The sequence below is a fragment of the Pseudalkalibacillus hwajinpoensis genome (assembly GCF_039851965.1).
Lineage (GTDB): Bacteria > Bacillota > Bacilli > Bacillales > Guptibacillaceae > Guptibacillus > Guptibacillus hwajinpoensis_E.
Window position 1 is genome coordinate 1,238,349 of record NZ_CP156674.1, and the last position, 21,412, is coordinate 1,259,760.

Below are 21,412 nucleotides of genomic sequence, written 5' to 3' on the forward strand. Positions count from 1 at the left end.
TATGGGTCGTTATAGAGGAGGTTCAAAAGAATTGAGTAATTACAATTTAGATTCATCACAGTTCGTTTCATTAAAAACCGCTTCTAAACGATTATTTAAATTAATTAGCGAGCGATTAAATGTCAATACAGCCTACGTGACCAAACGAGGCAATAATGCTATGACAGTACTTAGTTCTTTTAATGAAAAGGAAGAAATTATCCCTGAAGGATATGAAGTTGAATATAGTGGTACGTATTGTCGCTTAATTATTGGCAATGAACACAATGCCATGAATACGGTTAACCTAACGAAGGATAAGTTAACAGAGCAACTAGAAGTGACTTCACAGCTACAGGTCAAGGGATTTCTAGGCGTTACATTAACCAAATTAAACGGAGAAGTATTCGGTACTTTATGTGTGATGGATAAAGAAGAAAAGGATTTTAGCGATGAAGATATCCAATACCTGAAATCGATGGCCGAAATTCTTTCTTATGTTATTGATCTTGATCAAACGAAATACAACATGAGTTTTCTCACTGTTCCGATTGTCCCAATTACCCAGGGTATAGCGATTCTTTCGTTACAGGGCCTCATTGACGAAGATCGCACTGAAAATATTACTCAGACTGCTCTTCAATACGGTGCAAACCGAGATATCAACTATTTTATCGTCGACCTTTCAGGATTAATGATAATAGATAGTGAGTTTTCGAACGTCCTCGGTGAGCTTGTCCCTTCCTTACAGCTTATGGGGATTGAAACCGTCATCACTGGTATTACACCTGAAATAGCCAGACATGAAGCAGCGAATGATCACCTTTTACAAGCTAAGACCGTACCAACACTAGAAGTAGCTCTTGACTATATTGGCTTTAAGTTAATTGAGAAAGACTAGAAAGCAAGAAGACACACGCTGGCCGTGTGTCTTCTTTATTTAACTGCTACATCTTAGCTACTTTCCTTGACTCTTCATCAATTCGCTTCATCTCGGCCCCGGTTAATTTAAAACCAAGAACCTTCACATTATCTTCCGCGTGCTTGAGTTTCGAAGCGCCGGGAATCGCGACAACCGTTTCTCCATGGAAATGAACAATCCAGTTCAGGGCAACCTGTCCAGCTCCAACGCCATATTCCTTTCCAATTTCCTCAAGTGTATTGATGAGGGGCAGCGTTTTGGCTAGACCCTGTGGCTTAAATTGAGACATGTACTTCCTTGGACCAGATAGATTTTCTGCGAGCTCAGGGTTTTGATGAAACTTTCCAGTTAATATCCCCTGTTCAAGCGGAGAGTAGGCTATAATCGTTACACCGTACCGCTTAGCAAGGTCTAATACACCGTTCGTTTCGATCTGCCTGTCGAGCAAACTGTACCTCATCTGGTTTGAAGCAAGATCGACACCGTGTTTCTTTAATTCCTGTATCACTCGGTCCATCTTCTCACGATTAAAGTTACTAACCCCTACTGCACCAATTTTGTTTTCATTAAGAAGTTTCGCCATTTCCTTCATTTCTTTTTCAGGTGAAGAAAATGAAAACGGTCGGTGCACCTGATGGAGGTCTATTCGTCTTACCTTCAAGAGAATGAATAAGATGTTTGGCCCAGTTTTCTCAAAGCCGTGCCACCTCCTATAATTTGTCTTCCGGCAATTATAGCACTGGCTAAAGAAACGACACCAATTTGAATGCCGTCCTTTTAAATTAATGTCTTTTTAAATGAATAGCTCACACGATCGTAGTCCATTTTTTCTTCATAAAAGCGATGGGCTTCTTTTCGATGCAAACCTGACGAGAGTGTAATATTGCTATAACCGCGATCTTTCGCCCATTCTTCTACAAATGTAAGCAGCATTTCACCATATCCTTTCGAGCGATGGGCGCTCCCTGTGACAAGATCGCAAACCCATACAGACCGACCGTTATACAGCGTGATCATTGGCTTAAAACCAGTAACTGCAACGACCTCACCTCTCTGGTACAGCGCATATAATTGATACATATCTTTCTCACGGGCTTCTGCCACTAAAGATAGATACTGCTCTTCATCCAGTTGTGTGCGCAGTTCTTTTATCACCTTAAACGCTTCCATCACCTCTTCAATTGTTCGCATTTCTTTAATCATATTAATCCTCCTTTGAATGACAGGCGTATGAATATCCGAGACAGTGAAACACTGACTTCTCTAAAAATCGGCTGACTCATTGGCCTCGCATCAACCGTTAAATAAGAGCGGTTCAACTCAAGTGCTTCCTTAGCCCGTGCTGCGAGAAGTTTCGTATAAAGTGAAACTTCCATTTAGGGGGTTTTGCTTCCTCCCCCTGTGATGGTTAGTTGAACCAATCGGACCTTTGGGGGCAGTTGACCCCTACCTAACATCTCGATTGACTTATGTGCCTTAGGTGGGGGTTTTACTGCCCCTTAAGGCTGGGATAAAATCCATTCCCCCTATAATTCGGTAGCGTAGCACCTCCCCAGAGACTCGCAAAGCTTTTACCTTCTTTATACATCCATGCAGCACTAACAAGCTGCTTTTCTTCATAAATTCCATAAATAAAAAGGCCTTCTGGATTTCCCTTCTTATCACGCCAAAGTCTTATCCCGAGATCCTCATGTGACTCGTCCCAGATCGCATCCTCTAACCCCACGATAACCTTTATTCCATTTCCATCTTTTATTTCGCAGATCTGAGAAGTATCCTCGCCTAGCAATAGATGGTCTTTCGTGAGCTCTATTACCATCAACGCCTCAGGATCTTCACAAGTAAATCCATTCGCCTTGAAATTCTCCTTAAAATTAGCTGGCGAATCACGGCTGTATACCTTCCATTCAAACCCCTGCTTCGCCTCTTGAAAACGAGCTACTTCCTCCTGAATTGCTTTATGTATGTTCTGTTCATCCAGGTTCGAATAGATGACAAACCCTTTTTCCTCATGCTCGGAAACGTGACGAATAACGAATTCCGACTCCTCGCGCATAAAGTGAAAATTCCATAAGAGGGGGTTTTCTTTCATCCCCCTCTGATGGTTAGTTGAACCAATCGGACCTTTAGGGGCAGTTGACCCCTACCTAACATCTCGATTGACTTATGTGCCTTAGGTGGGGGGGTTACTGCCACTTAAGGGTGGGATAAAACCTGGCGGATTAACATCTCTCCTCATTTCTTGATCAAACAATTTTCTCAGTTCTTCTTTTTTCAATTCCCTTCACTCCCTTCCGTGCTACTATTTCTAATTCTACAAACAAAAATAGCATCCTTTTGACAAATAAAAAAAGCCTGCCTAAAGGCAGGAGGTTACAGGCCAGCTCCAGCAGTAACATACTGATCTTCCGTGCATAATCCAAATGGCAAACAGAGCGGCTGTCCTGTTCTTGGATCATAGATAATATCGCTTCGAACGCCAAACACATCTTCCAGAATTTCTGACTTCATCACATCTTTTGGTGTTCCTGTTTTCATGACCGTTCCGTTTTTAATCGCAACCATATGGCCAGCATATCGGCTTGCATGATTCAAATCATGAACAACCATTACAATTGTCCTTCCCTCCTGGCGATTTAGCTTTTGCAGAAGCTCGAGTACCTCAAGCTGGTGAGCCATGTCAAGAAACGTTGTCGGTTCATCTAGAAACAGAAGATTTGTATCCTGCGCGAGTGCCATCGCAATCCAGGCGCGCTGGCGTTGACCTCCTGATAGCTGGTCTATCGGACGGTTTGCAAATTCGGATATGCCTGTCATTTCAATAGCCCAGGCAATTTTCTCTTTGTCTTCAATTGTTAACGCTTTCAATCCCTTCTGATGGGGAAATCGTCCGTAAGTCACAAGCTCAAGCACGGTCAGACCTTCAGGTGCTGTTGGATTTTGTGGAAGGATCGCCATTTTCTTTGCGACTTCACGCGTATGCTGCTCATGGATTGCTTTCCCATCAAGGTACACAGCCCCGCTTTTGGGTTTCATTAATCGTGCCAGCGATTTAAGAATAGTTGATTTGCCCGATCCATTCGCACCGACAAGAGCCGTAATCTCGCCTTCAGGAATATTGAGATTAAGTTGATCGACTATGATGTTATCCTGGTATCCGATTTTAAGATTATCTGTTTGAATCACGAGCAAACATTCCTTTCTGTTTATACTTCAACAAAGTCTTTATGATGGGTTGAGTACATCGCCATGGCCTCAGCCTCAGGATCAAGGTAAGCTTTCGCACTATTCAATGCTTTCGGTCCTTCCGCTAGGCCTCCTGCGATAAGAGATAAGCGATTCGGATACGTAACAATATCGCCCGCTGCAAAAATGCCTGGGATACTCGTTTCCATTTTCCCGTCTGTGACTACCTTACCATCAATCATGTTTAGTCCCCACTCTTTGATACCGCCGAGATCGAGGTCGAAACCATGATTGACAAGTAATTCATCAATTTCTAGCTCCTCAATTTTGCCTGTATCCACGTGTGTGAGCCTGACTTTCTCGATTCGATTCCCATCACCAATCAATCCTGAAACATAGCACAGGCACCTGATCTTTGTACTTGAGTTTGTCATTTCAGTCACGCTGTTCTCATGGCAACTGAATGCTTCACGTCGATGCACGATCATTACTTTTTTCGCAAGCGGCTCAAGCATGTTAGCCCAGTCGACAGCTGAATCGCCACCACCGGAAATTAGAACATGCTTTCCACTAAAATACTCAAGTCGGTCAACGGAATAATGAAGATTGCCTCCTTCATACTGAAGCGCTTCCTCAATAGGGAGTTTCTTCACACCGAGCGTCCCATGACCAATAGCAAGAATGACCGATCGCGTATGATGCCTATTTCCGTTATGACTGATTAGAGTATATGTACCATCATCTTCCCGTTTAAGATCATTTACCCGTTCTTCAAATACCATCGTCGGGTCAAAGGTTTGCGCCTGTTCACTAAGCTGTTTAATAAGGTCAGCCCCAGATATACCTGGAATCGCGCCGATGTCTCTTAGAATTTTCTCTGGATAGAAATACGTCACCTTACCACCGACCTGCGGCAAATATTCGATTACCTTCGTTTTTAATTCCCGCATCCCACTATAGAAAGCTGTAAAAAGGCCAATTGGGCCCCCGCCAATAATCGTAACGTCGTACAAGTCTTTGTTCTCCACTTTCGTTCCCTCCTATGCTTTCGCTTTCGCAAGTAAATATAAAAAGTAAGGGGCACCAATAATCGCAACCATAATACCGGCATGAATTTCTGAAGGGGCAAGAATCGTCCGACCGATCGTATCTGCTACGAGAAGAACAAGTCCTCCCGATAGAGCTGATAATGGCAGGAGAAATCGATGGTGATTACCAACAAACTGCCTGGCAAGATGTGGACCAACAAGTCCAACAAATCCAATACCTCCGCTAACAGATACACAAGCGGATGCAAGAGCAACTGCAGCACCAAGGAGCATAAAACGCTCCTTTTCAACTCTCACGCCCATTCCGATTGCAAGCTTTTCACCAAAGTTTAGCCCATCAAGCATTCTTGCTTTATAGAAAATAAAAGTGAACAGCACGATAATCCACGGTAATAGGGTACGCACGTGCACCCACGTCGTCCCCCATATTTTCCCTGCTAGCCACACGGCAATAAACTGGTAATCAAATGGATCCATCCTGAGTGTTAAAATCGTGATTAAAGCACCAATTCCTGCTGCAACTGCGATACCATTTAAAATCAAACGTTGTGGCATAAGCCCTTCGCTTCTGCTATAGGAGAGAACGTAAATGATAACAGCAGTGAGGAAGCCGCCGACAAGGGCAAGAAACGGCATAAGCAGGATTGGCGCATCAGTCGTTTTTGGAAAAAACGATACAAACACAACAACCATCAGCGCTGCTCCACTATTGATACCAAGAATACCCGGATCTGCAAGAGCGTTTCTAGAAACACCCTGAAGTATACACCCGGAAACTGCAAGTCCTGCACCGACGAGAACTGCGATCACTATTCGCGGTAATCGAAATTCAAACAGAATTAAGCTCTGTTTTTCTGTTCCATAACCGAATAGTGTTTTCACAACTTCTAATGGACTTAAATTCGTTAAGCCCGTATTCATACTAATAAAAAAGGTAGCAAGTATGAGGATAAAGAAAACACCCATCACTATGAACCGTCGCCTGTTTTTCTTATGCTGCCCATCAAAAAGCGTATTTGTACCCATTACAGCTCTCTCCCTTCTCGTCTTGCTACAAAGAGAAAGAATGGAACGCCTACAAGTGCAAAGATGGCGCCAATAGGCGTCTCGTACGGTGCATTTATTATCCTTGCACCCATATCGGCAACAATCATGAATAATCCGCCGAGAACGGCCGAACATGGAATGATCCAACGGTAGTCCACACCGACAAGAAATCTTGCAATGTGAGGGATAACAAGACCTACGAAACCGATCGGCCCTACAGCTGAAACAGCAGCACCAGCCAGAACAAGCACAACAATTGCTGCAAGTCCTTTTATTAATTTAGTACGTTGCCCGAGTCCCACGGCGACATCTTCACCAAGACTTAAGAGGGATATTGATTTTGAAAGAAATAACGCAGCAATAAGAGCAGCGATTATCCATGGCAGAAGCAGTTGAATTTGTGGCCATTTCAATCCGGCAGTTCCCCCTGCAAACCAGAAAGCCAGGTTCTGCGAGAGCTGAAAATGGATTGCAACTCCTTCACTTACTGCGGTAAATAATGCACTAACCGCAGCTCCTGCTAAAACTAGCCGGATAGGTGACAAACCATTTCTCGAGAGCGAGCCTATTCCAAATACGAGTCCAGCACCAATGCCTGCTCCTATGAACGATAGAAGCATCAAGTAGGTATAGGACAGGCCAGGGAAAAATGCGAAGCTAAGCGCTATCATTAATGTTGCACCTGCATTCAGTCCAAGTAGCCCTGAATCAGCAAGTGGATTCCTCGTTACTCCCTGCATGATCGCACCCGCCACAGCAAAACTCGCCCCGATTATAATGTCTGCGACAGACCGTGGCAGTCGAAATTCTCGAATGATCGAATGCTCTGTGGAAGCAGCATCAAACCTAAAAATCGCGTCCCACACTGTAGCCAGCTTGACATCAGCCGCACCAAGCGCGACAGAAAATCCGAGACTAAGAATCAGGACCACTGTTCCAGCGACGAGAATTAGCATAGCAGCGAAGGGTCTCGATTGGATGGCGAGCTGCTCCTTCATCGCTCCTTCCATTGACTTAGTTGATTTAGACATACTACTTCTCCTTGTTTCCACGTGAATTTTGAAGAAAACCCTGGTGCTTGAGCACCAGGAATTCTTTTAATTATTCTCTTTAAGTGTTTCAACAATCAAATCCAATTGGCCTTCAACCGCAATAGGATCGTAGTAATACATATCGTCAAAATTCATTTCATAAAGCTGTCCATTCTTAACCGCATCAAGGTTTTGCCAGAGTGCACTTTCCTTCGTTTCCTTCAATGCGTCTTGATTATCCTCTGCAGCATATTCGGTATAAAACATGTGATCTGCAGCAAATTCTGGTAAGACTTCTAATGAAATCTTCTTCCAGTTATCTCCCTCGATCACTTCTTTCTGAATTTTCTCAGGAGCTTTTAAATCCAGTGCATCGTAGATCACCTGACCACCGCGACCAAAGTTATCACCGAATACATAGAAGTCTTTTGTTTGGACTTCATAAATCCCAACGGTTTCATCTTCTCCAATAACACCATCTAACTCTTTCTTAGCTGCTTCGGCTTTCTCATCGAATTCTTTAATCCAATCTTCTGCAGCGTCTTCCTTACCTGCAATTTCACCCATTGCTTTCACTTCCTCATCGAGCGAGTCATATGTACCGAAAGGCATTAATACCGTTGGGGCAATTTTGGAAAGTAAATCATATTGTTCCTGATCTGTAACCACTATTAAATCTGGATCAAGCGATGTCACCTTTTCAACTGATGGAGGCGTACCTATATCTTCAATGTCAGCAATTTGATCCTCGGTAAAATAAGGATTATCAAGTACAAATTGGTCAGGAGCCCCTACTGGTGTGATGCCCATTGCAAGGAAATATCCTACGTAATCTGTAGCAACAATACGCTCCGGTTCAGAAGGAATTTCAAACTCCTGTCCATCTGGCAGTGTAAATGTTCTCATCTCATTGCTTTTCTCGTCTTCCCCTGATCCTTCCGCCTCACTCGAAGATTCGTTACCGCATGCCGCTAAAATTAGAACTAGTACGAGTATCAGTAAAAAAGGCACTCCATTTTTGGTGAATTTCATAGTATGTATCCCTCTCCCCCTTAAATGATATTGAGATTCATTATCATTTAAAATAATAGCATCTATTCGTCACTATGTCTAGATGATGTAAAATAAGTTTCTTTGCCGCGACACCCTACTTAAAATAGCCTTGTTAACGCTTACTCACATGTTTAATAAATAAAAGATAAAGAAAAAGTGGTTTACAGTTACTTATCTCAGGTTATTAATACAGATGTTCAATAAATAAAATGGATCATTATTTTTTATGTTAGGATTCCTTACATAAAAACACAATAATCTGCAAATATCATTAGAATGGACACTAACAAAAAAATTAAAGGTGAGGTTATTTAATCCATGACATTAACGAAGAATAGTATTCAACAGGACATCATGAAGGAAGCTAAAGAAAAGAAGGTCGAATTTATTCGCCTTGAATTCACTGACATGCTTGGCGAAACGAAAAACGTAGAACTTCCAATTGAAGAATTGGAAAGCGTAATGAACAACGAAGCTATGTTTGACAGCTCTTCCATTGCTGGTTTCTCTGATATCCAGGAAAGTGATATGTACCTTTTCCCTGATCTTGAAACATTCAAAGTCCTACCAGACGCCGTTGATCAGGATTGTATCGCTCGCTTTATCTGTGACATCCATACACCAGATGGCGAACCATTCGAAGGTGATCCGCGCTTTATTCTGAAGAGAGCTATGAAAGAAGCAGAAGACATGGGCTATACTGTTAACGTTGGTCCTGAACCTGAATTCTTCCTATTCAAATTAGATAAAGACGGTTATCCAATCCGTAAGATGAACGACCGTGCTGGCTATTTCGATGCATCACCGAAAGATAAAGGTGACCAGGTTCGTCGTGACATCGTTCGTACCCTTAAGAAATTCGGCTTTGAAATGGAAGCTTCCCACCATGAAGTAGCACAGGGACAGCATGAGATCAACTTCCGTTTTGACAGCGTAATTAAAGCAGCTGACAATATCCAAACATTTAAAAATGTTGTAAAAGACGTTGCAACAAGCCACGAATATCATGCAACATTTATGCCGAAGCCAATTGCTGGTGAGAACGGATCTGGTATGCACTGCCACCTCTCCCTTTTCACAAATGGCAAAAGTGCATTTTATGACGAGAACGACGCTGAAGGTATCTCAACTACAATGAAACAATTTATGGCAGGTATTCTTTCACATGCAAATGGACTAGCTGCTATTACAAATCCGAACGTTAACTCATACAAGCGTCTTGTGCCAGGTTATGAAGCACCAGTTAGTGTGGCATGGTCTCACTCTAACCGAAGCTGTATGATCCGCGTTCCTACAACGCGTGGAATGGGTACTCGCTTTGAAATTCGTAACCCTGATCCAACAGCTAACCCTTACCTTACTTTAGCAGCAGTAATCCACGCTGGTTTAGAAGGAATCCGCGATAACCTTGATGCAGGTGAACCTGAAACGCGTAATCTTTATGAAGTTAATATAGATGACGTTCCGACGCTCCCAACCAACTTAAAAGAGGCAATCAAAGCACTTCGAGAAGATAAAGTGGTTATGGATGCACTTGGTGATCACACATCTAGAGTGTATATTGAGGAAAAAGAAAAAGAATGGATCGAATACTCTCTCATGGTTAGTCAGTGGGAAGTTGACCGTTATATGAATAAGTAAAAAAACGAGCTACCTCATTATGAGGTAGCTCATCTTTTGTATTATATGAAAAATCATTGCCTGCATTTGTATTCTTTAAGCTTCTGATACTGAATAATCTTCTCGTCTAACTGTTTACTTAAAAGAAGGATCTTTCCACTTGAGTAGTCATCGACTTCTTTTCCCAGATCATAAAGCACCATTCGCAACGTGTGAATTTCTTGTTCCAAGTTCTGCAGCAACATAGCGCTCTCCCTTTAGGTTAGTCTTTTTATTACATTACCATAAAATCAAGGGTATTATTTCATAATTTTACAATTCACATAGTTTTTTACATTTAAGTAATCATGATACCCTTAACTATAGAATGTTTAAAAAAGTAAATACTAGAACTACTCCACGCAATGGCCTAATTACATCAATATCTATGAAGAATGAAGAGTCTGGATGTATCGCCTCATCCTTAACCTTCGTTGTCACTTATAATCTTTCTTACCTTTTGAAACAACAAAAAGTACACCAACAATCATTGAACTAGTGACACCGATATCAAGACTCCCTGCACGATTTACTAGATATATCGAAATCAAGCTGATGATAGTTATGGAAATCATCAAGGTTTTAAATAAAAGCGTTTTGGTGTCTCCCTCGCTCATAATACCAACCCCCGATCATGAGCAGAATAGAATATTTCTCCTGTTTTTTCTGCAATAACTTATGATTAATATACACATACACAACCGTTAGCAATATCAGCATTACACTCACTAATACAATTTTTTCGTAAGGATAGCTAGTAAAAGCATGCGCGATCAGCACTACACCAAGCGGTAAAAAGAACATTCTTCCAGCAGCTCTTCCAAGTTTCTGTTTATCTTTAATCGCTTTTTCATTAAACCCTGCTAGTAACCAAGTTTGTTCTTTTACACCTGTTAAGTAAGCAATAACCAAAATCGCGCAGCCTATAATTAATAATTAATATCCATCTTTAGTCCTCCCTTTTTAAAATTCTATGATACTTGTACGACGTACATCCTATTGTTTGACTTCATATCTAAACCAAGCTATAGTTAAAGTAACAAGGGGAGTAGCGACCGGTAACGGCTGATGAGTCATCAATACGGTATTTCGATACCTGGTTCATCGGGCTAAGTCTTTAGTACGCAAGACCTTGGTACAATTTTGTTGTGCCAGGGTCTTTTTTGTATTCGCTGGCGGAGAGGAGTAAAAAATGATCGTTCTTGTCTTTCTTCTTGCTGCTGCAGTTGTCGTTGTCGCTGCTATTTACCTGAATCAGTTCGGAGATGTTATCAGTAAAAAATCTTCCTTGAGTGGGGCAGTTGTCGGGACCTTCCTGATTGCCGGAGCCACATCTTTACCAGAATTAACCACAAGCTTAACTGCTGTGGTCATCGATAATCCAGATATTGCTGTTGGAAACATGCTTGGAAGTAACGTGTTTAATCTATTAATTCTTGCTGTTGTGGACCTGCTCTATCGCAGGCGCCGACTATTTCAGAAGGTAAACACAAAAGCAAATGTCCCTTCCGCTCTTTTTGGACTTCTGTTCCTGATTATTCTAATCGTCTCACTTTTAATACCTGGTTCCATCGAAATCTTTGGCGTTGGTATCGAGATGTTTGTCATTGTTCTCCTATATGTTCTTTCGATGCGATACATTTCAGAAGATGATTCAGAACAGGAAGGCGTTCTAACAAAAGATTACTCACTTCGAACAGCAGTGATTGGATTTATTGTCGCTGCCCTGGTTGTCTTTGCATCAGGTAGTGTCTTATCCATTGCAGGTGATCGTCTTGCAGAAGCAACTGGAATGAACGCAAGCTTTGTCGGAAGCTTTCTGATCGCTGCTTCAACTTCTTTACCAGAGCTTGTGACGGTACTCGCTGCTTTCAAACTAGCAAACTATAACATGGCGATTGGCTCCATTCTCGGAAGCAACTTGTTTAACATTCAGCTGCTTGCTTTAACCGATGCGCTTTACCGCGATGGTGCCATCCTCGCAGCCGTTGATACGTCACACATCTTTATTGCGTTCCTTGGACTACTAATGACCATTGTAATTATGTACTTGCTCCTTCGTCCAGCAACGGTTCGCAGCCAGTGGCGCTATGCAGCACCATCTATTGTCATGGCATTACTTTATGTTGTCGTTTCATATGTGTTGTTCTAACGATAAGACGTGCGGATTCTTTCCAGCACGTCTTTTTTATTGCACATCGTTATTTATATAATAGGTTTACGAATCATAAGTAAAAAAGTTCCATTTCCTTTTATGAAAAGATTAAAACAGAGAAGCGAAATTCGCTTCTCTGTTTCATAAACTGATTCACAATCAATCCCAGAACCCACCATCAGAATGGATAATCTGTCCCGTTACCCACTTAGCTGCATCGCTCGTAAGAAAAGCTACAAGACGAGCGGCATCTTCAGGGGTTCCAATCCGTCCCATTGGAAATTTAGGTTTTAGAAAATCCTGTGTTTCTTTATCCATGCATCCCGAATCCGTCGGTCCCGGGTCAATCGCATTAACAGTAATATGATAAGGAGCTAGCTCAGCTGCAAGTGAAGCTGTGAAAGCAGAAATCGCTCCTTTTGTCGTAACGTAAGCAATATTTCCAGGCTGAGGGCTTTTATCCTGACCGGAAACGAAATTCACAATCTTTCCTCCACGCTCTGCTTGTTTCAAGCGTTTTGCAAATTCCACCGATACCATGCACGTACCTCTCACATTCACTGCACAGTGATCATCAAAGATCTCCGCAGTGACATCTTCATGCCCCACTTCTACGCAGTGCGTTGCATTGTTAATAAGAATTGTCATTTCTCCCGCCATCTTCTCAACTTCGTCCATAAGACGTGTCGATGCCTCTGCTTCCGCTAAGTCAAGCTCCATGCTTTCTGCTAAGACACCAAATTCGCGTAATTCTCTTTTGAATTCGTCTGCCCAGTTGTCCATTACATCATCATACCCAGTTACTTTATCATAGCTTGATAGATGCGTGAAAAAGAGGTTAACACCCTTCTGAGCCAACTCACGACAGATGGCAGCGCCTATTCCTTTTGGACGACTTGCCCCAGTTACGATGGCTATTTTGTTTAGCTTATTCAAGTTAGTTCCTCCTTATTAGAGGATACCAGATCACAATGAAAGGAGATGATAACATCAAAAAGGAGCAGAAACCTCCGTAGGTATCTGCCCTGATCGTTTTATCCATCATGAACGGCGTACCCCCTGTATAAGTTTAATAGACATACCTATCCATCAGTGATAGGCCTATCAAATTACTAAACCATTACAGGATGTGTCCACACATGTTCATGATCCCCTTTCACTTCATCTCCACCTTCATTATAGCAAGCGCTTTCAATGCTTCGCAAGCAATAATTGGTTATTCACTATCTTCTTATTTAACTTTCTTCTACTAAAATGGGAAATAACTCAAAAATTATCTTTAATTCGAGAATAATGAGTTTGAAGTTACCATTACAGTGGAATTACAAAACTATTGGTGATCGATTAAAGGAGAAAATGAATGCGTAAACAAACGAACCTCGTTCAAAGATTGATAACTAGGGAACATAACTCTTTATTTGAACTATATGATGCTTATATTTTTCATATCCGAAAAATCGTTTCAACCAGTAAAGCCAGCCCAGATGAAGAAGAAAGAATTATTTCTGAACTTTTTCATACGATCTGGACAACTCCTCTCATCCTTTCAAATGAAAAGTATTTATCAGTTGCCATCACAAAATTAGGCATTACCATTATGATAAACTCTTCAAGGAATGTCGTTATTTGACTCTAACATAGAAACGTAAACATACTTCCTGGGAATTAAAACGCTCATTCCTCCTCTCTTTTCAAATTACTTCCACTAACTATCCTGTACAAACCATTTAAGAAATTAAGTAAAGCATTAATAATATCCTGCTATTACACAAAGTGATATACTTGAATACATAGATTTATACTGCTTTATACTGGTTTAATTAATTAAAATATCACTCATTGTATAAAAGAAACATTCTAGCTAGTGTTAGGAGGAACGTTTTCATGCAGTGAAATAAAGAACTTTACGATTTCTTATTAAATAAAGCTGAACAACTAACCGAAGAATGGTATGAATCTCTGGATAAAAGTATTTCATCCGGCGTTTACGCTTCTTCTAATCCAGAAGTTATTAAAAACCTTAAAGCTCAGAATTTTGAGTTTCATCAAAACTTATGTAGAATTTTTGTTATGGAGAAAAGTGAATTTTTCGAAGGATTCGAGGAGTGGGTTAAAGGAATTGGACGTGATCCTGAGCATTTGAATACCCCTACTCACCTTATCATGAGAGAGTTTTTACGTGTCCGTGAACAGTACATGGAATTTATTGACGAGTACACAACTTCTTTAGAAGTTCCGGTTTCCCAGAAAAGCATCGATATCTGGAAATACGCCATTATTGAAGCCATTGATGTCGTTATGACACGTGTAGTAGAGGAGAAATCAAATCACTTTAATGCACGAATTGAGGAACAGCAGCAGACCATCAATGATTTGAGCTCACCACTCATTGATCTTCCAGAAGGAAAAGCGCTTCTTCCATTAGTTGGTGACATCGATTCCGACCGGGCTAGTGCCATTTTCGAGAATACGCTCGACGGATGTACTAAAAAGCGAGTAGACCACCTTTTCATCGATTTATCTGGCGTTTATCTTGTGGATACTCGTGTTGCACAACAAATTTTTCAACTAATCACTGGTTTACGCTTAATAGGTGTTTCAACCACGTTATCCGGTATTCGTCCAGAAATTGCGCAAACCGCTGTCCAGCTAGGTATTGATTTTGGACAGGTAAGCATCACAGCTAATCTTGCACAGGCGATCTCACAGCAGCAAGCAACCTGATATAGATTCATTTACTCATAAACATCCAAGCCCGTTGTACTTGAAACGGGCCTGATATATTCCAAGGCTCAAACGCAGCATAAATAGCTACTCCTAAAAGGGGATTACATCCCCGAACAAAAAAGATATTCACCCCTGATCAGACCTCAATCCCTCTAATTAACATTTCGACCATCACTCTTCTAGAATCTTCTAGATCTACCGCTTGTTGAAAGCCACCTTTCTGCTGCAGATCAACCAGCCCGTGAAGCATACTTCTAAGCGCACGAACAACATGAATATGTGTCACTTCATCAAGCTTGAAATGTATAAAAACGTCCATCGTAAGGGAAACGATCTTATTACCAGCTTCCTGTACTTCATGGTCTTGAGCGTCAGGTGTAAGTAGTGTTGACTCATACATCCCAGGATGCTCACGTGCAAAAGAAATGTACGATTCTGATAGCGCATGAATCTTTTCATTTCCTTGATTCTTCCCTGCTGTACCGGTTACCAACTTATCAAACATGTGATTCATTGCTAATAGGGCCATCCCTTTTCGTATCTGATCTAGCCCTGCGAAATGATTATAAAGAGAGGGAGGCTTGATCGAAAGCTGCCTCGCAAGCGTCGCCATTGTGACAGCTGCAACTCCCTCACAATCTGCGATTTGTAAGGCTTCGCAAATGATAAGGTCCTGGGTTATTTTTCCTTTCGCAGCCACTTATGACCCTCCTATAGCTGCTTTTGCCTGGTCAATCGATCGCTTCATTGCTTGTTCCGGTTGATATAGAAAATCACCGTGACCTACTCCAATGAGTGATGGTTCATAAGATAATAGTTTCTCGACTGATTCTATGGCTTTTTCTTTATTCCACGTTGCAAGCGCCGGGAATGGAAAGCGCCATTGCAAATCACCCGCTACCGCCACCCCTCCCTTTGTTTGCATAGCGTCAGCCGCAAGCAGAATGTTGTTTCTCATATCCAGAAATGCCATCATTCCCGGAGTATGTCCAGGAGCCTCAATCGCAACTAGTGACCCAATTCGATCACCTTCCACAAGAAGTGTATCAGGTTGTGTTTTACTGTTTTTAGGGACACCTCCCTTTACAGGAAGATCTCCTTCACCTGGTTCAAGTGATTTATCACCATTTAACAATTTTAGCTCTCGCTTCGGCAATAGAACTTCTACTTCAGAAAGCTCTAATTTCAAACCATCAAGTGCACCAATATGATCTGAGTGTGCATGAGAGATAATAATACGTTGAATCGGTTTTCCTATTTGACGAGCCGCTTCGAGAATCCCCTTTTTACTAAAGGGAAGACCAGCATCTACTAAAGTCAAACTATGATCTTCTTCAACAAGGTAACAATTAACCGGAAACCAATTCGCCATAAAAGAAAGCTGATAAACCGTTTGTTCTTTTGATAATCTCATCTCTCTTCCTCCCATAAACTAATGGTATTAGTTTTATTATAACTAATACCATTAGTTTCGCAAGTTTTTCGATTAACTTTAAAAAACTACTTTTCTAAAAGTGAAAGGTGATCTAAATTAAGGAAATTAGCAATCGCCACTTCCGTAAGGATGTGGTCACATTGTTTCTATACTCAGCTTGGACCACTTTAATGTCCATTTCTTCAACTTTATTCTTCTTGAATAGATCTCCATAAGTTTGTCAGACTGTTTGAAATAGGGTGTGGGTTTTACCACCATGTGGATTACATCATCTAATCCGTAGGGAGCTGCAAGAGTTAGCTTATTCTGATAATCAAGTTTTACTCCTAAAGCAGTTGCTGTTTCAGGGAATTTTGAGACGGACTCAATAGAAGAACGGTAAGGTTCTGCTTCATTTATCACATGCATTCTGGCCTGGTTTTTAACGGACCACGGAATACCAGAGACCTCTTTATGTAGCTTTTTTTCTATAGCCTTTTCGTTTGCTTCTTCAGTTCTACTAGAATCAAAATAAATAACATCTATATCTGGTAATGGCGTTCTCTTCTCAAAACCATGAATCGTGTCCCAGACTTTTGAACGAACAAACCCTGCGCAAATCCACCAATCGGGTAAATACAGTTTCTTCGCACAATAGAGAATCTCCATCATCCATGCGTCATCTTGAATCAATTTGATAATATCGCTTTCAGTTTCTAGTTTCATAGTTATTCCCTCCTTGCAAAACAAGCATAGACTAACGGTAGATTGCTTCTATCAAGCGGAAGAATATGACCAATTTTTTAGTTATCACCTCAATTTTTATAGGATGTGGTTCCACCTTTTTTTACTCTCCTTCTCAGTTGCCAGCTATTCGTAATCACGCTAAAAAACCCTGTCACGATAAAAATGATGGACAATGTACTTGAAAACAACTCTACCCATCCAAAAAGTGAAAACATACCAGCACAGAAAAGAAAAAAAGAACTAAAGATAGCAGCAACACTATAGAACCCATTTTGCCTCATGCAAAACCTCCAATCGTTTTGCTAAACCCTATTTAAATTCTACTTCATCTTCCGTCGGCAGGATAATCGCAGCCGCAATGTAAATCAAAACAAACGGACCTGCGGTTAGAAAAGCCAGTAGAAAATAGACGATACGAAGAATGCTAACATCAATTCCAAATTCCTCACTTAATCCACCCAATACGCCTGACAACTTCTTGTCTGTAGTTGATTTATATAGTTTCATACCATTAAATCCTCCTCGTATTTTTCCTATTACCAGAATATACGATTGAACCTAACAGAAGTTTCATGTCAAAAAAAAGTGGAGAAGTCCATAAGACTTCTCCACCATCACACATATATTTTATTTGTTAGCAGTACCTTGCTTGACATCGGTCGGTAAAAGAAGCGCTGCAGCAATGTAAAGGAGTAGAGTGAATCCTGAGGTCACAAATGTCAGGATAATATAAATAACCCGCAACAAACTACTATTGAAATTTAGTACTTCACTTAATCCGCCTAGGACACCGGATATTTTTTTATTAGTTGTTGATTTATATAACTTCATTATTTTCCTCCTACAATTTTGGATGTGATGACTTGTACAATTACACTTCCCTATTATTAGCGGGGTTAATCTTAATTCATTCATAAGGGCGAGAAGTAATGGTACATTTATCTCTTCTCAATCACGCTTTCAAACCATTACTGCCGGTCAAAATCATCAAAATTGAAAATGATAGCAAAATAGAATAAAATCCTGTCCCTCCAAGAACAGAACGATAAACTAGCGTAATCATGAGAGAAACAAGTGCTACCCATTTCCCACCATACAACGCACCTAGAATTTTTGTAATGTAGTACCTTAGATTTAATTTAACATTCTGTAGTCTTAACTCTAACTCCTCTTTTTAATATATATGTATTATTTTTACAAACGAAGTTGTTCGTATGCCGCATGATACATTGACAAACTTACTCGCCACTTTACCGATAACACGTATAAAGATCAAAAATCTTATCCCATTTGACTACCTTTTTCTTTCGCACCATACCGATCCGTTTTAACACTTTAACTGACGGTTTATTTCTCGGATCTACAATAGAAATTAAACTTGGAAACTTCATCTGATCAAAACCATACGCTTTACATGCAAGTGCAGCTTCAGTAGCATATCCGTTTCCCCAATGATCCTTTGCGAAAAGAAAGCCAATTTGAACTTCTATTTTCCCATCCATTTTCTGCAGAACAAGCCCACATTGCCCAAGAAATATTCCCCCCCGATCCTCCACAATCCACATACCAATGCCATACTTATCGTAGTTCTCCTGAGTCCATCGAATCCAATTTATGGTCTCGTGCCTATCCTTACATGAAGGATAATAATTCATAGTCTCATTATCACCAAAGATACTAAGAAGATGATCGACATCATCACCCTCCATTTCTCTTATTTGCAACCGTTCTGTTGTAAGAATACTTTTAGTCAAACCCATCATCCTCTATGTTTATCCTGTAATCAGAAGAAAGAAGCTACCGTCTGATTATGACGATAGCTTCTATATGACTTATCATATACGAATAATCACGAAACATTCTTTAATGAAAGGGCCGTTCAAAAACAGAACCACTGGAAAAGGAGGACGCTCTTTCTCTTCACCATCATCCTGATCGTTTACTGATGAGTTGCCTCTTGCCGATCTTGCTGACTGTATTCACCAAATTCCATCGCCTCCAGTATGGCTTCTTCTGAGAAGCCAGTCAGTATGGAAATCTGTCGAATGTCACACGTAGAAGAATGATGATGCTTCTTAATGAATTGTACGGCTACCACTGCCTGATACAACACTTTTGTATACTTGCTTAATAGCTTGTGACTCATTGAGCTTCAGTCACTTCCCCTCCTGGATGTGTGAAGAGAGGAGCATCTCTCCCTTACTATTTAACTTACCATTCTTACGGTTCTCTTCCAATAAAAATATCGAAATCTTTACATTATTTATTTCGACCGTCTATATCCTCTCCCAGAATGGGCATTCCAACTTGAACTCGTTTAACAATCATTTATTACAATATAACTAGCTTTAACTGGACCATGCACCCCCGCTACAAAGCTTAATTCAATATCTGCGCTGTTACTTGGTCCAGAGATGAACTTGATACAGGAGGAAACAGTTTCACTTTCCTTCAAGTCTTTATCAATTCTATCTGTTACCTGAGTTAAGCGAGGGACAATCGTACTTTTCGGCACAAGTGCAATATAGGTTTTTGGCAATAAGCTAACCGACCTCCCTTTTTCAGGAGACGTTGTTAAGACGACGGTTGCTGATTCCGCTAGTGTATAGTCACTAAACGTAATCCCAATATCCGCATCCCTTGCTGCGAGTATGTTCTGTTCACTACTTTCAGGATCCCAGGTGTGATGGGTGCACGGTGTTCAAATAATACTCTTCAAACCGTGGGTCAGACCATGTAATCACCGAATAAGCGTACTCTCCTATTTCATCTTTCAAAGTTTGAGGGAGGTCTTGTACGGTTGTTTCAGTTACCTTTGTATTGATCTTTTCAGCTGCTTCTTTAAAAATGGCAACGAGATCATCTTGTGTTGCATTCTGTAAAATCTGATATTGCGGACGAAGCTCCCAATCTGGTAGCTTCACATCTTCTTCTATCTTATTTCTCCCCAGTTTTAGATAAATTCTTCAAAAAGTGTTCACGGTTCTTTACTTGTCCATGGCCTTCCATGATGACGCCCCCCCTGCTTTACTTCTGTTTTTGAACCAATCCCGAAATGAATCTTTTGAAGGGGCAGGAAAATCTCTAGTCCTTGTCCATTCTTTTAACGAAAACGGTCCGTTTGTCATCTTTTCGTCTTTTAGAAATGACCTTGATAGAAGGGATGCTGACTTTACACTGAATCGATACATCCTGTTTGATGACGTAACCAATTTGAATACTTTCATCGCCAACTTTTCCGAAATGGGTGCTTTCCCTTCTTTTTCAACGATATTTTGACGGTGCTTCAGTAACAGTTCATGAAGGGGAATTTTGACAGGGCAGGCATCAGTACAAGCTGAACATAACGTTGAAGCAAAGGGAAGTTCTTTATATTCTTCGTATCCACCAAGGATTGGAGAAATGACGGCTCCAATTGGACCTGAGTAAATCGAGCCATACGCATGACCTCCAATATGACGATAGACAGGGCAGACATTCAAACATGCCGAGCAACGAATGCAATGAAGGGCCGATTGAAATTCACTACCAATCATTTTAGAGCGTCCATTATCAAGGATAACTAAGTGAAACTCTTCAGGACCATCAACTTCATTCTCCGCTCTCGGTCCCGTCAAAGTAGACACATATGTAGACAGCTTCTGACCGACCGCACTTCTGCAAGCATACTTACGACAATATCAAACTCTTTCCAAGTGGGTACAATACGTTCCATTCCCATAATGGAAATTTGTGTTTTTGGATACGTTGTTACCATCTCCTCATTTCCTTCATTCGTTACGAGGGATATCGTTCCCGAATCAGCAATCGCAAAATTACAGCCAGTTATCCCAATATCCGCAGACAGAAATTCATTTCACAACTGTTCCCTTGCAAATACCGTCAGTTCTTCTGGACTAGATGAGTTGGCATAACCACGCTTCGTGCGAAATACTTCCTGAATCTGGTCCCTGTTTTTATGAAGGGCAGGAGCAAGAAAATGCGAAGGAGGGTCTTCAGCTAATTGAATGATATACTCGCCTAAATCCGTTTCCACTACCTCACAACCGCTTTCCTGTAGAGCGTGGTTTAAACCAATTTCTTCTGTCACCATTGATTTCGATTTAACAACCTTTTTAGCATTTTTTCCTTTAACAATGGACGTAATATACTGATTGGCTTCCTCAGGAGTTTCTGCAAAATAGACATGCCCACCCCGCTTCATAACATTTTCACTGAGCTCATATAAGTAATAATCCAAATGTTCAATAGTATGTTTGCGAATCGATGCAGATAGTTCTCTCCACTCCTCCCAATTTCCAAGCTCATCTATTATTTGTTCACGAACTCCAGTTAAACGGCCTTGAGCAGAGGACACTGCTTCTCTCATAAAGGAGTCTTGCAAACTAGTTGAAACCCGTTCAGTAAATAGCGCGTGGCCAATTTTCATACTCATAAGTCGAC

At 41.0% G+C, this 21,412-nt stretch carries 27 protein-coding genes and 1 pseudogene; 5 read left to right on the plus strand and 23 right to left on the minus strand.

Annotated features, from left to right (window positions below; all coding sequences use genetic code 11):
• Nucleotides 1-31 precede the first annotated feature (31 nt).
• Nucleotides 32-880, plus strand: coding sequence for an STAS domain-containing protein (locus tag ABFG93_RS06230; RefSeq protein WP_347551542.1), 849 nt, complete (start codon nt 32-34; stop codon nt 878-880).
• A gap of 46 nt (nt 881-926) precedes the next feature.
• On the opposite strand, the gene ABFG93_RS06235 is transcribed toward ABFG93_RS06230, so the two are convergent.
• The 9 genes from ABFG93_RS06235 to ABFG93_RS06275 form a co-directional block, all read right to left on the minus strand.
• On the minus strand, nt 927-1,532 hold the full coding sequence (locus ABFG93_RS06235) for an aldo/keto reductase (protein WP_347551544.1): 606 nt from the start codon (nt 1,530-1,532) through the stop codon (nt 927-929).
• 146 nt (nt 1,533-1,678) lie between these two features.
• Nucleotides 1,679-2,104, minus strand: coding sequence for a GNAT family N-acetyltransferase (locus ABFG93_RS06240; protein ID WP_347551546.1), 426 nt, complete (start codon nt 2,102-2,104; stop codon nt 1,679-1,681).
• On the minus strand, nt 2,101-2,277 hold the full coding sequence (locus ABFG93_RS06245) for a hypothetical protein (protein ID WP_347551548.1): 177 nt from the start codon (nt 2,275-2,277) through the stop codon (nt 2,101-2,103). Before ABFG93_RS06245 ends, ABFG93_RS06240 begins: the two co-directional genes overlap by 4 nt.
• Before the next feature lie 113 nt (nt 2,278-2,390).
• Nucleotides 2,391-2,993, minus strand: a complete 603-nt coding sequence (locus tag ABFG93_RS06250; protein ID WP_347551550.1) for an N-acetyltransferase — start codon at nt 2,991-2,993, stop codon at nt 2,391-2,393.
• A 281-nt stretch (nt 2,994-3,274) separates the two neighbouring features.
• On the minus strand, nt 3,275-4,093 hold the full coding sequence (locus ABFG93_RS06255; RefSeq protein WP_347551552.1) for an ABC transporter ATP-binding protein: 819 nt from the start codon (nt 4,091-4,093) through the stop codon (nt 3,275-3,277).
• A 14-nt stretch (nt 4,094-4,107) separates the two neighbouring features.
• Nucleotides 4,108-5,115 carry an NAD(P)/FAD-dependent oxidoreductase gene (locus tag ABFG93_RS06260; RefSeq protein ID WP_347551554.1) on the minus strand — a complete coding sequence of 336 codons (1,008 nt, stop codon included), beginning with the start codon at nt 5,113-5,115 and terminating at the stop codon, nt 4,108-4,110.
• A 12-nt stretch (nt 5,116-5,127) separates the two neighbouring features.
• The gene (locus ABFG93_RS06265) at nt 5,128-6,162 is read right to left on the minus strand and encodes a FecCD family ABC transporter permease (RefSeq protein WP_347551556.1); all 1,035 of its coding nucleotides are present in this window, start codon (nt 6,160-6,162) and stop codon (nt 5,128-5,130) included.
• Nucleotides 6,162-7,214 carry a FecCD family ABC transporter permease gene (locus tag ABFG93_RS06270; protein WP_347551558.1) on the minus strand — a complete coding sequence of 351 codons (1,053 nt, stop codon included), beginning with the start codon at nt 7,212-7,214 and terminating at the stop codon, nt 6,162-6,164. Before ABFG93_RS06270 ends, ABFG93_RS06265 begins: the two co-directional genes overlap by 1 nt.
• 66 nt (nt 7,215-7,280) lie before the next feature.
• Nucleotides 7,281-8,246 carry an iron-hydroxamate ABC transporter substrate-binding protein gene (locus ABFG93_RS06275; RefSeq protein WP_347551560.1) on the minus strand — a complete coding sequence of 322 codons (966 nt, stop codon included), beginning with the start codon at nt 8,244-8,246 and terminating at the stop codon, nt 7,281-7,283.
• A 339-nt stretch (nt 8,247-8,585) separates the two neighbouring features.
• Here ABFG93_RS06275 and glnA point away from each other — a divergent pair, with 339 nt between their 5' ends.
• Complete coding sequence (gene glnA, locus ABFG93_RS06280) at nt 8,586-9,908, plus strand: type I glutamate--ammonia ligase (protein WP_347551562.1); 1,323 nt, start codon at nt 8,586-8,588, stop codon at nt 9,906-9,908.
• Nucleotides 9,909-9,961: 53 nt separating this feature from the next.
• Here the strand turns inward: glnA and ABFG93_RS06285 are convergent, their stop codons facing one another.
• A complete protein-coding gene (locus tag ABFG93_RS06285; protein WP_347551564.1) occupies nt 9,962-10,132 on the minus strand; it encodes an aspartyl-phosphate phosphatase Spo0E family protein in 171 nt (56 codons plus the stop codon).
• Nucleotides 10,133-10,508: 376 nt separating this feature from the next.
• Nucleotides 10,509-10,838 carry a DUF3784 domain-containing protein gene (locus tag ABFG93_RS06290; protein ID WP_347551566.1) on the minus strand — a complete coding sequence of 110 codons (330 nt, stop codon included), beginning with the start codon at nt 10,836-10,838 and terminating at the stop codon, nt 10,509-10,511.
• A 280-nt stretch (nt 10,839-11,118) separates the two neighbouring features.
• On the opposite strand from ABFG93_RS06290, the gene ABFG93_RS06295 reads away from it, so the two are divergent.
• The gene (locus tag ABFG93_RS06295) at nt 11,119-12,078 is read left to right on the plus strand and encodes a sodium:calcium antiporter (RefSeq protein WP_347551568.1); all 960 of its coding nucleotides are present in this window, start codon (nt 11,119-11,121) and stop codon (nt 12,076-12,078) included.
• Between the two features lie 162 nt (nt 12,079-12,240).
• Here ABFG93_RS06295 and ABFG93_RS06300 read toward each other — a convergent pair whose 3' ends face one another.
• Nucleotides 12,241-13,017: an SDR family oxidoreductase gene (locus ABFG93_RS06300; RefSeq protein WP_347551570.1), complete on the minus strand. Its 777-nt coding sequence runs from the start codon at nt 13,015-13,017 to the stop codon at nt 12,241-12,243.
• 424 nt (nt 13,018-13,441) lie between these two features.
• Here ABFG93_RS06300 and ABFG93_RS06305 point away from each other — a divergent pair, with 424 nt between their 5' ends.
• Both ABFG93_RS06305 and ABFG93_RS06310 read left to right on the plus strand, forming a co-directional pair.
• Entirely contained in the window at nt 13,442-13,711 is a 270-nt protein-coding gene (locus tag ABFG93_RS06305; RefSeq protein WP_347551572.1) for a hypothetical protein, read from the plus strand.
• 440 nt (nt 13,712-14,151) lie between these two features.
• The gene (locus ABFG93_RS06310) at nt 14,152-14,805 is read left to right on the plus strand and encodes an STAS domain-containing protein (protein ID WP_347551573.1); all 654 of its coding nucleotides are present in this window, start codon (nt 14,152-14,154) and stop codon (nt 14,803-14,805) included.
• 139 nt (nt 14,806-14,944) lie between these two features.
• Here ABFG93_RS06310 and ABFG93_RS06315 read toward each other — a convergent pair whose 3' ends face one another.
• The 11 genes and pseudogenes from ABFG93_RS06315 to ABFG93_RS06355 form a co-directional block, all read right to left on the minus strand.
• Nucleotides 14,945-15,508: a TetR/AcrR family transcriptional regulator gene (locus tag ABFG93_RS06315; RefSeq protein WP_347551575.1), complete on the minus strand. Its 564-nt coding sequence runs from the start codon at nt 15,506-15,508 to the stop codon at nt 14,945-14,947.
• Nucleotides 15,509-16,222, minus strand: a complete 714-nt coding sequence (locus ABFG93_RS06320) for an MBL fold metallo-hydrolase (protein ID WP_347551577.1) — start codon at nt 16,220-16,222, stop codon at nt 15,509-15,511. It abuts the gene before it with no gap.
• Between the two features lie 156 nt (nt 16,223-16,378).
• Nucleotides 16,379-16,948, minus strand: coding sequence for a nucleotidyltransferase family protein (locus ABFG93_RS06325; protein WP_347551579.1), 570 nt, complete (start codon nt 16,946-16,948; stop codon nt 16,379-16,381).
• A gap of 330 nt (nt 16,949-17,278) precedes the next feature.
• Nucleotides 17,279-17,476: a PspC domain-containing protein gene (locus ABFG93_RS06330; RefSeq protein WP_347551581.1), complete on the minus strand. Its 198-nt coding sequence runs from the start codon at nt 17,474-17,476 to the stop codon at nt 17,279-17,281.
• Between the two features lie 120 nt (nt 17,477-17,596).
• Nucleotides 17,597-17,800 (minus strand): PspC domain-containing protein, encoded by a 204-nt coding sequence (locus ABFG93_RS06335; RefSeq protein ID WP_431522054.1) that lies wholly within the window; start codon nt 17,798-17,800, stop codon nt 17,597-17,599.
• 121 nt (nt 17,801-17,921) lie between these two features.
• Nucleotides 17,922-18,068 (minus strand): hypothetical protein, encoded by a 147-nt coding sequence (locus ABFG93_RS23035; RefSeq protein ID WP_431522055.1) that lies wholly within the window; start codon nt 18,066-18,068, stop codon nt 17,922-17,924.
• A 151-nt stretch (nt 18,069-18,219) separates the two neighbouring features.
• Entirely contained in the window at nt 18,220-18,729 is a 510-nt protein-coding gene (locus ABFG93_RS06340) for a GNAT family N-acetyltransferase (protein ID WP_431522079.1), read from the minus strand.
• 179 nt (nt 18,730-18,908) lie between these two features.
• The gene (locus ABFG93_RS06345) at nt 18,909-19,115 is read right to left on the minus strand and encodes a hypothetical protein (protein WP_347551585.1); all 207 of its coding nucleotides are present in this window, start codon (nt 19,113-19,115) and stop codon (nt 18,909-18,911) included.
• A gap of 171 nt (nt 19,116-19,286) precedes the next feature.
• Complete coding sequence (locus tag ABFG93_RS23040) at nt 19,287-19,622, minus strand: LutC/YkgG family protein (RefSeq protein ID WP_431522080.1); 336 nt, start codon at nt 19,620-19,622, stop codon at nt 19,287-19,289.
• A 16-nt stretch (nt 19,623-19,638) separates the two neighbouring features.
• Nucleotides 19,639-19,893: a hypothetical protein gene (locus ABFG93_RS23045; protein ID WP_431522056.1), complete on the minus strand. Its 255-nt coding sequence runs from the start codon at nt 19,891-19,893 to the stop codon at nt 19,639-19,641.
• Nucleotides 19,894-19,956: 63 nt separating this feature from the next.
• Nucleotides 19,957-21,404: pseudogene (locus tag ABFG93_RS06355) on the minus strand (LutB/LldF family L-lactate oxidation iron-sulfur protein).
• Nucleotides 21,405-21,412 lie beyond the last annotated feature (8 nt).

Bases quoted from the DNA above. Each gene is read 5' to 3' on its own strand.
- ABFG93_RS06320 (WP_347551577.1), bottom strand. From the start codon at position 16,222: ATGAGATTATCAAAAGAACAAACGGTTTATCAGCTTTCTTTTATGGCG.
- ABFG93_RS06250 (WP_347551550.1), bottom strand. From the start codon at position 2,993: ATGAAAGAAAACCCCCTCTTATGGAATTTTCACTTTATGCGCGAGGAG.
- ABFG93_RS06305 (WP_347551572.1), top strand. From the start codon at position 13,442: ATGCGTAAACAAACGAACCTCGTTCAAAGATTGATAACTAGGGAACAT.
- ABFG93_RS06330 (WP_347551581.1), bottom strand. From the start codon at position 17,476: ATGAAACTATATAAATCAACTACAGACAAGAAGTTGTCAGGCGTATTG.
- ABFG93_RS06345 (WP_347551585.1), bottom strand. From the start codon at position 19,115: ATGAGTCACAAGCTATTAAGCAAGTATACAAAAGTGTTGTATCAGGCA.
- ABFG93_RS06275 (WP_347551560.1), bottom strand. From the start codon at position 8,246: ATGAAATTCACCAAAAATGGAGTGCCTTTTTTACTGATACTCGTACTA.
- ABFG93_RS06240 (WP_347551546.1), bottom strand. From the start codon at position 2,104: ATGATTAAAGAAATGCGAACAATTGAAGAGGTGATGGAAGCGTTTAAG.
- ABFG93_RS06325 (WP_347551579.1), bottom strand. From the start codon at position 16,948: ATGAAACTAGAAACTGAAAGCGATATTATCAAATTGATTCAAGATGAC.
- ABFG93_RS06285 (WP_347551564.1), bottom strand. From the start codon at position 10,132: ATGTTGCTGCAGAACTTGGAACAAGAAATTCACACGTTGCGAATGGTG.
- ABFG93_RS06310 (WP_347551573.1), top strand. From the start codon at position 14,152: ATGGAGAAAAGTGAATTTTTCGAAGGATTCGAGGAGTGGGTTAAAGGA.
- ABFG93_RS06335 (WP_431522054.1), bottom strand. From the start codon at position 17,800: ATGAAGTTATATAAATCAACAACTAATAAAAAAATATCCGGTGTCCTA.
- ABFG93_RS06295 (WP_347551568.1), top strand. From the start codon at position 11,119: ATGATCGTTCTTGTCTTTCTTCTTGCTGCTGCAGTTGTCGTTGTCGCT.
- glnA (WP_347551562.1), top strand. From the start codon at position 8,586: ATGACATTAACGAAGAATAGTATTCAACAGGACATCATGAAGGAAGCT.
- ABFG93_RS06340 (WP_431522079.1), bottom strand. From the start codon at position 18,729: ATGGGTTTGACTAAAAGTATTCTTACAACAGAACGGTTGCAAATAAGA.
- ABFG93_RS06265 (WP_347551556.1), bottom strand. From the start codon at position 6,162: ATGGGTACAAATACGCTTTTTGATGGGCAGCATAAGAAAAACAGGCGA.
- ABFG93_RS06270 (WP_347551558.1), bottom strand. From the start codon at position 7,214: ATGTCTAAATCAACTAAGTCAATGGAAGGAGCGATGAAGGAGCAGCTC.
- ABFG93_RS06245 (WP_347551548.1), bottom strand. From the start codon at position 2,277: ATGGAAGTTTCACTTTATACGAAACTTCTCGCAGCACGGGCTAAGGAA.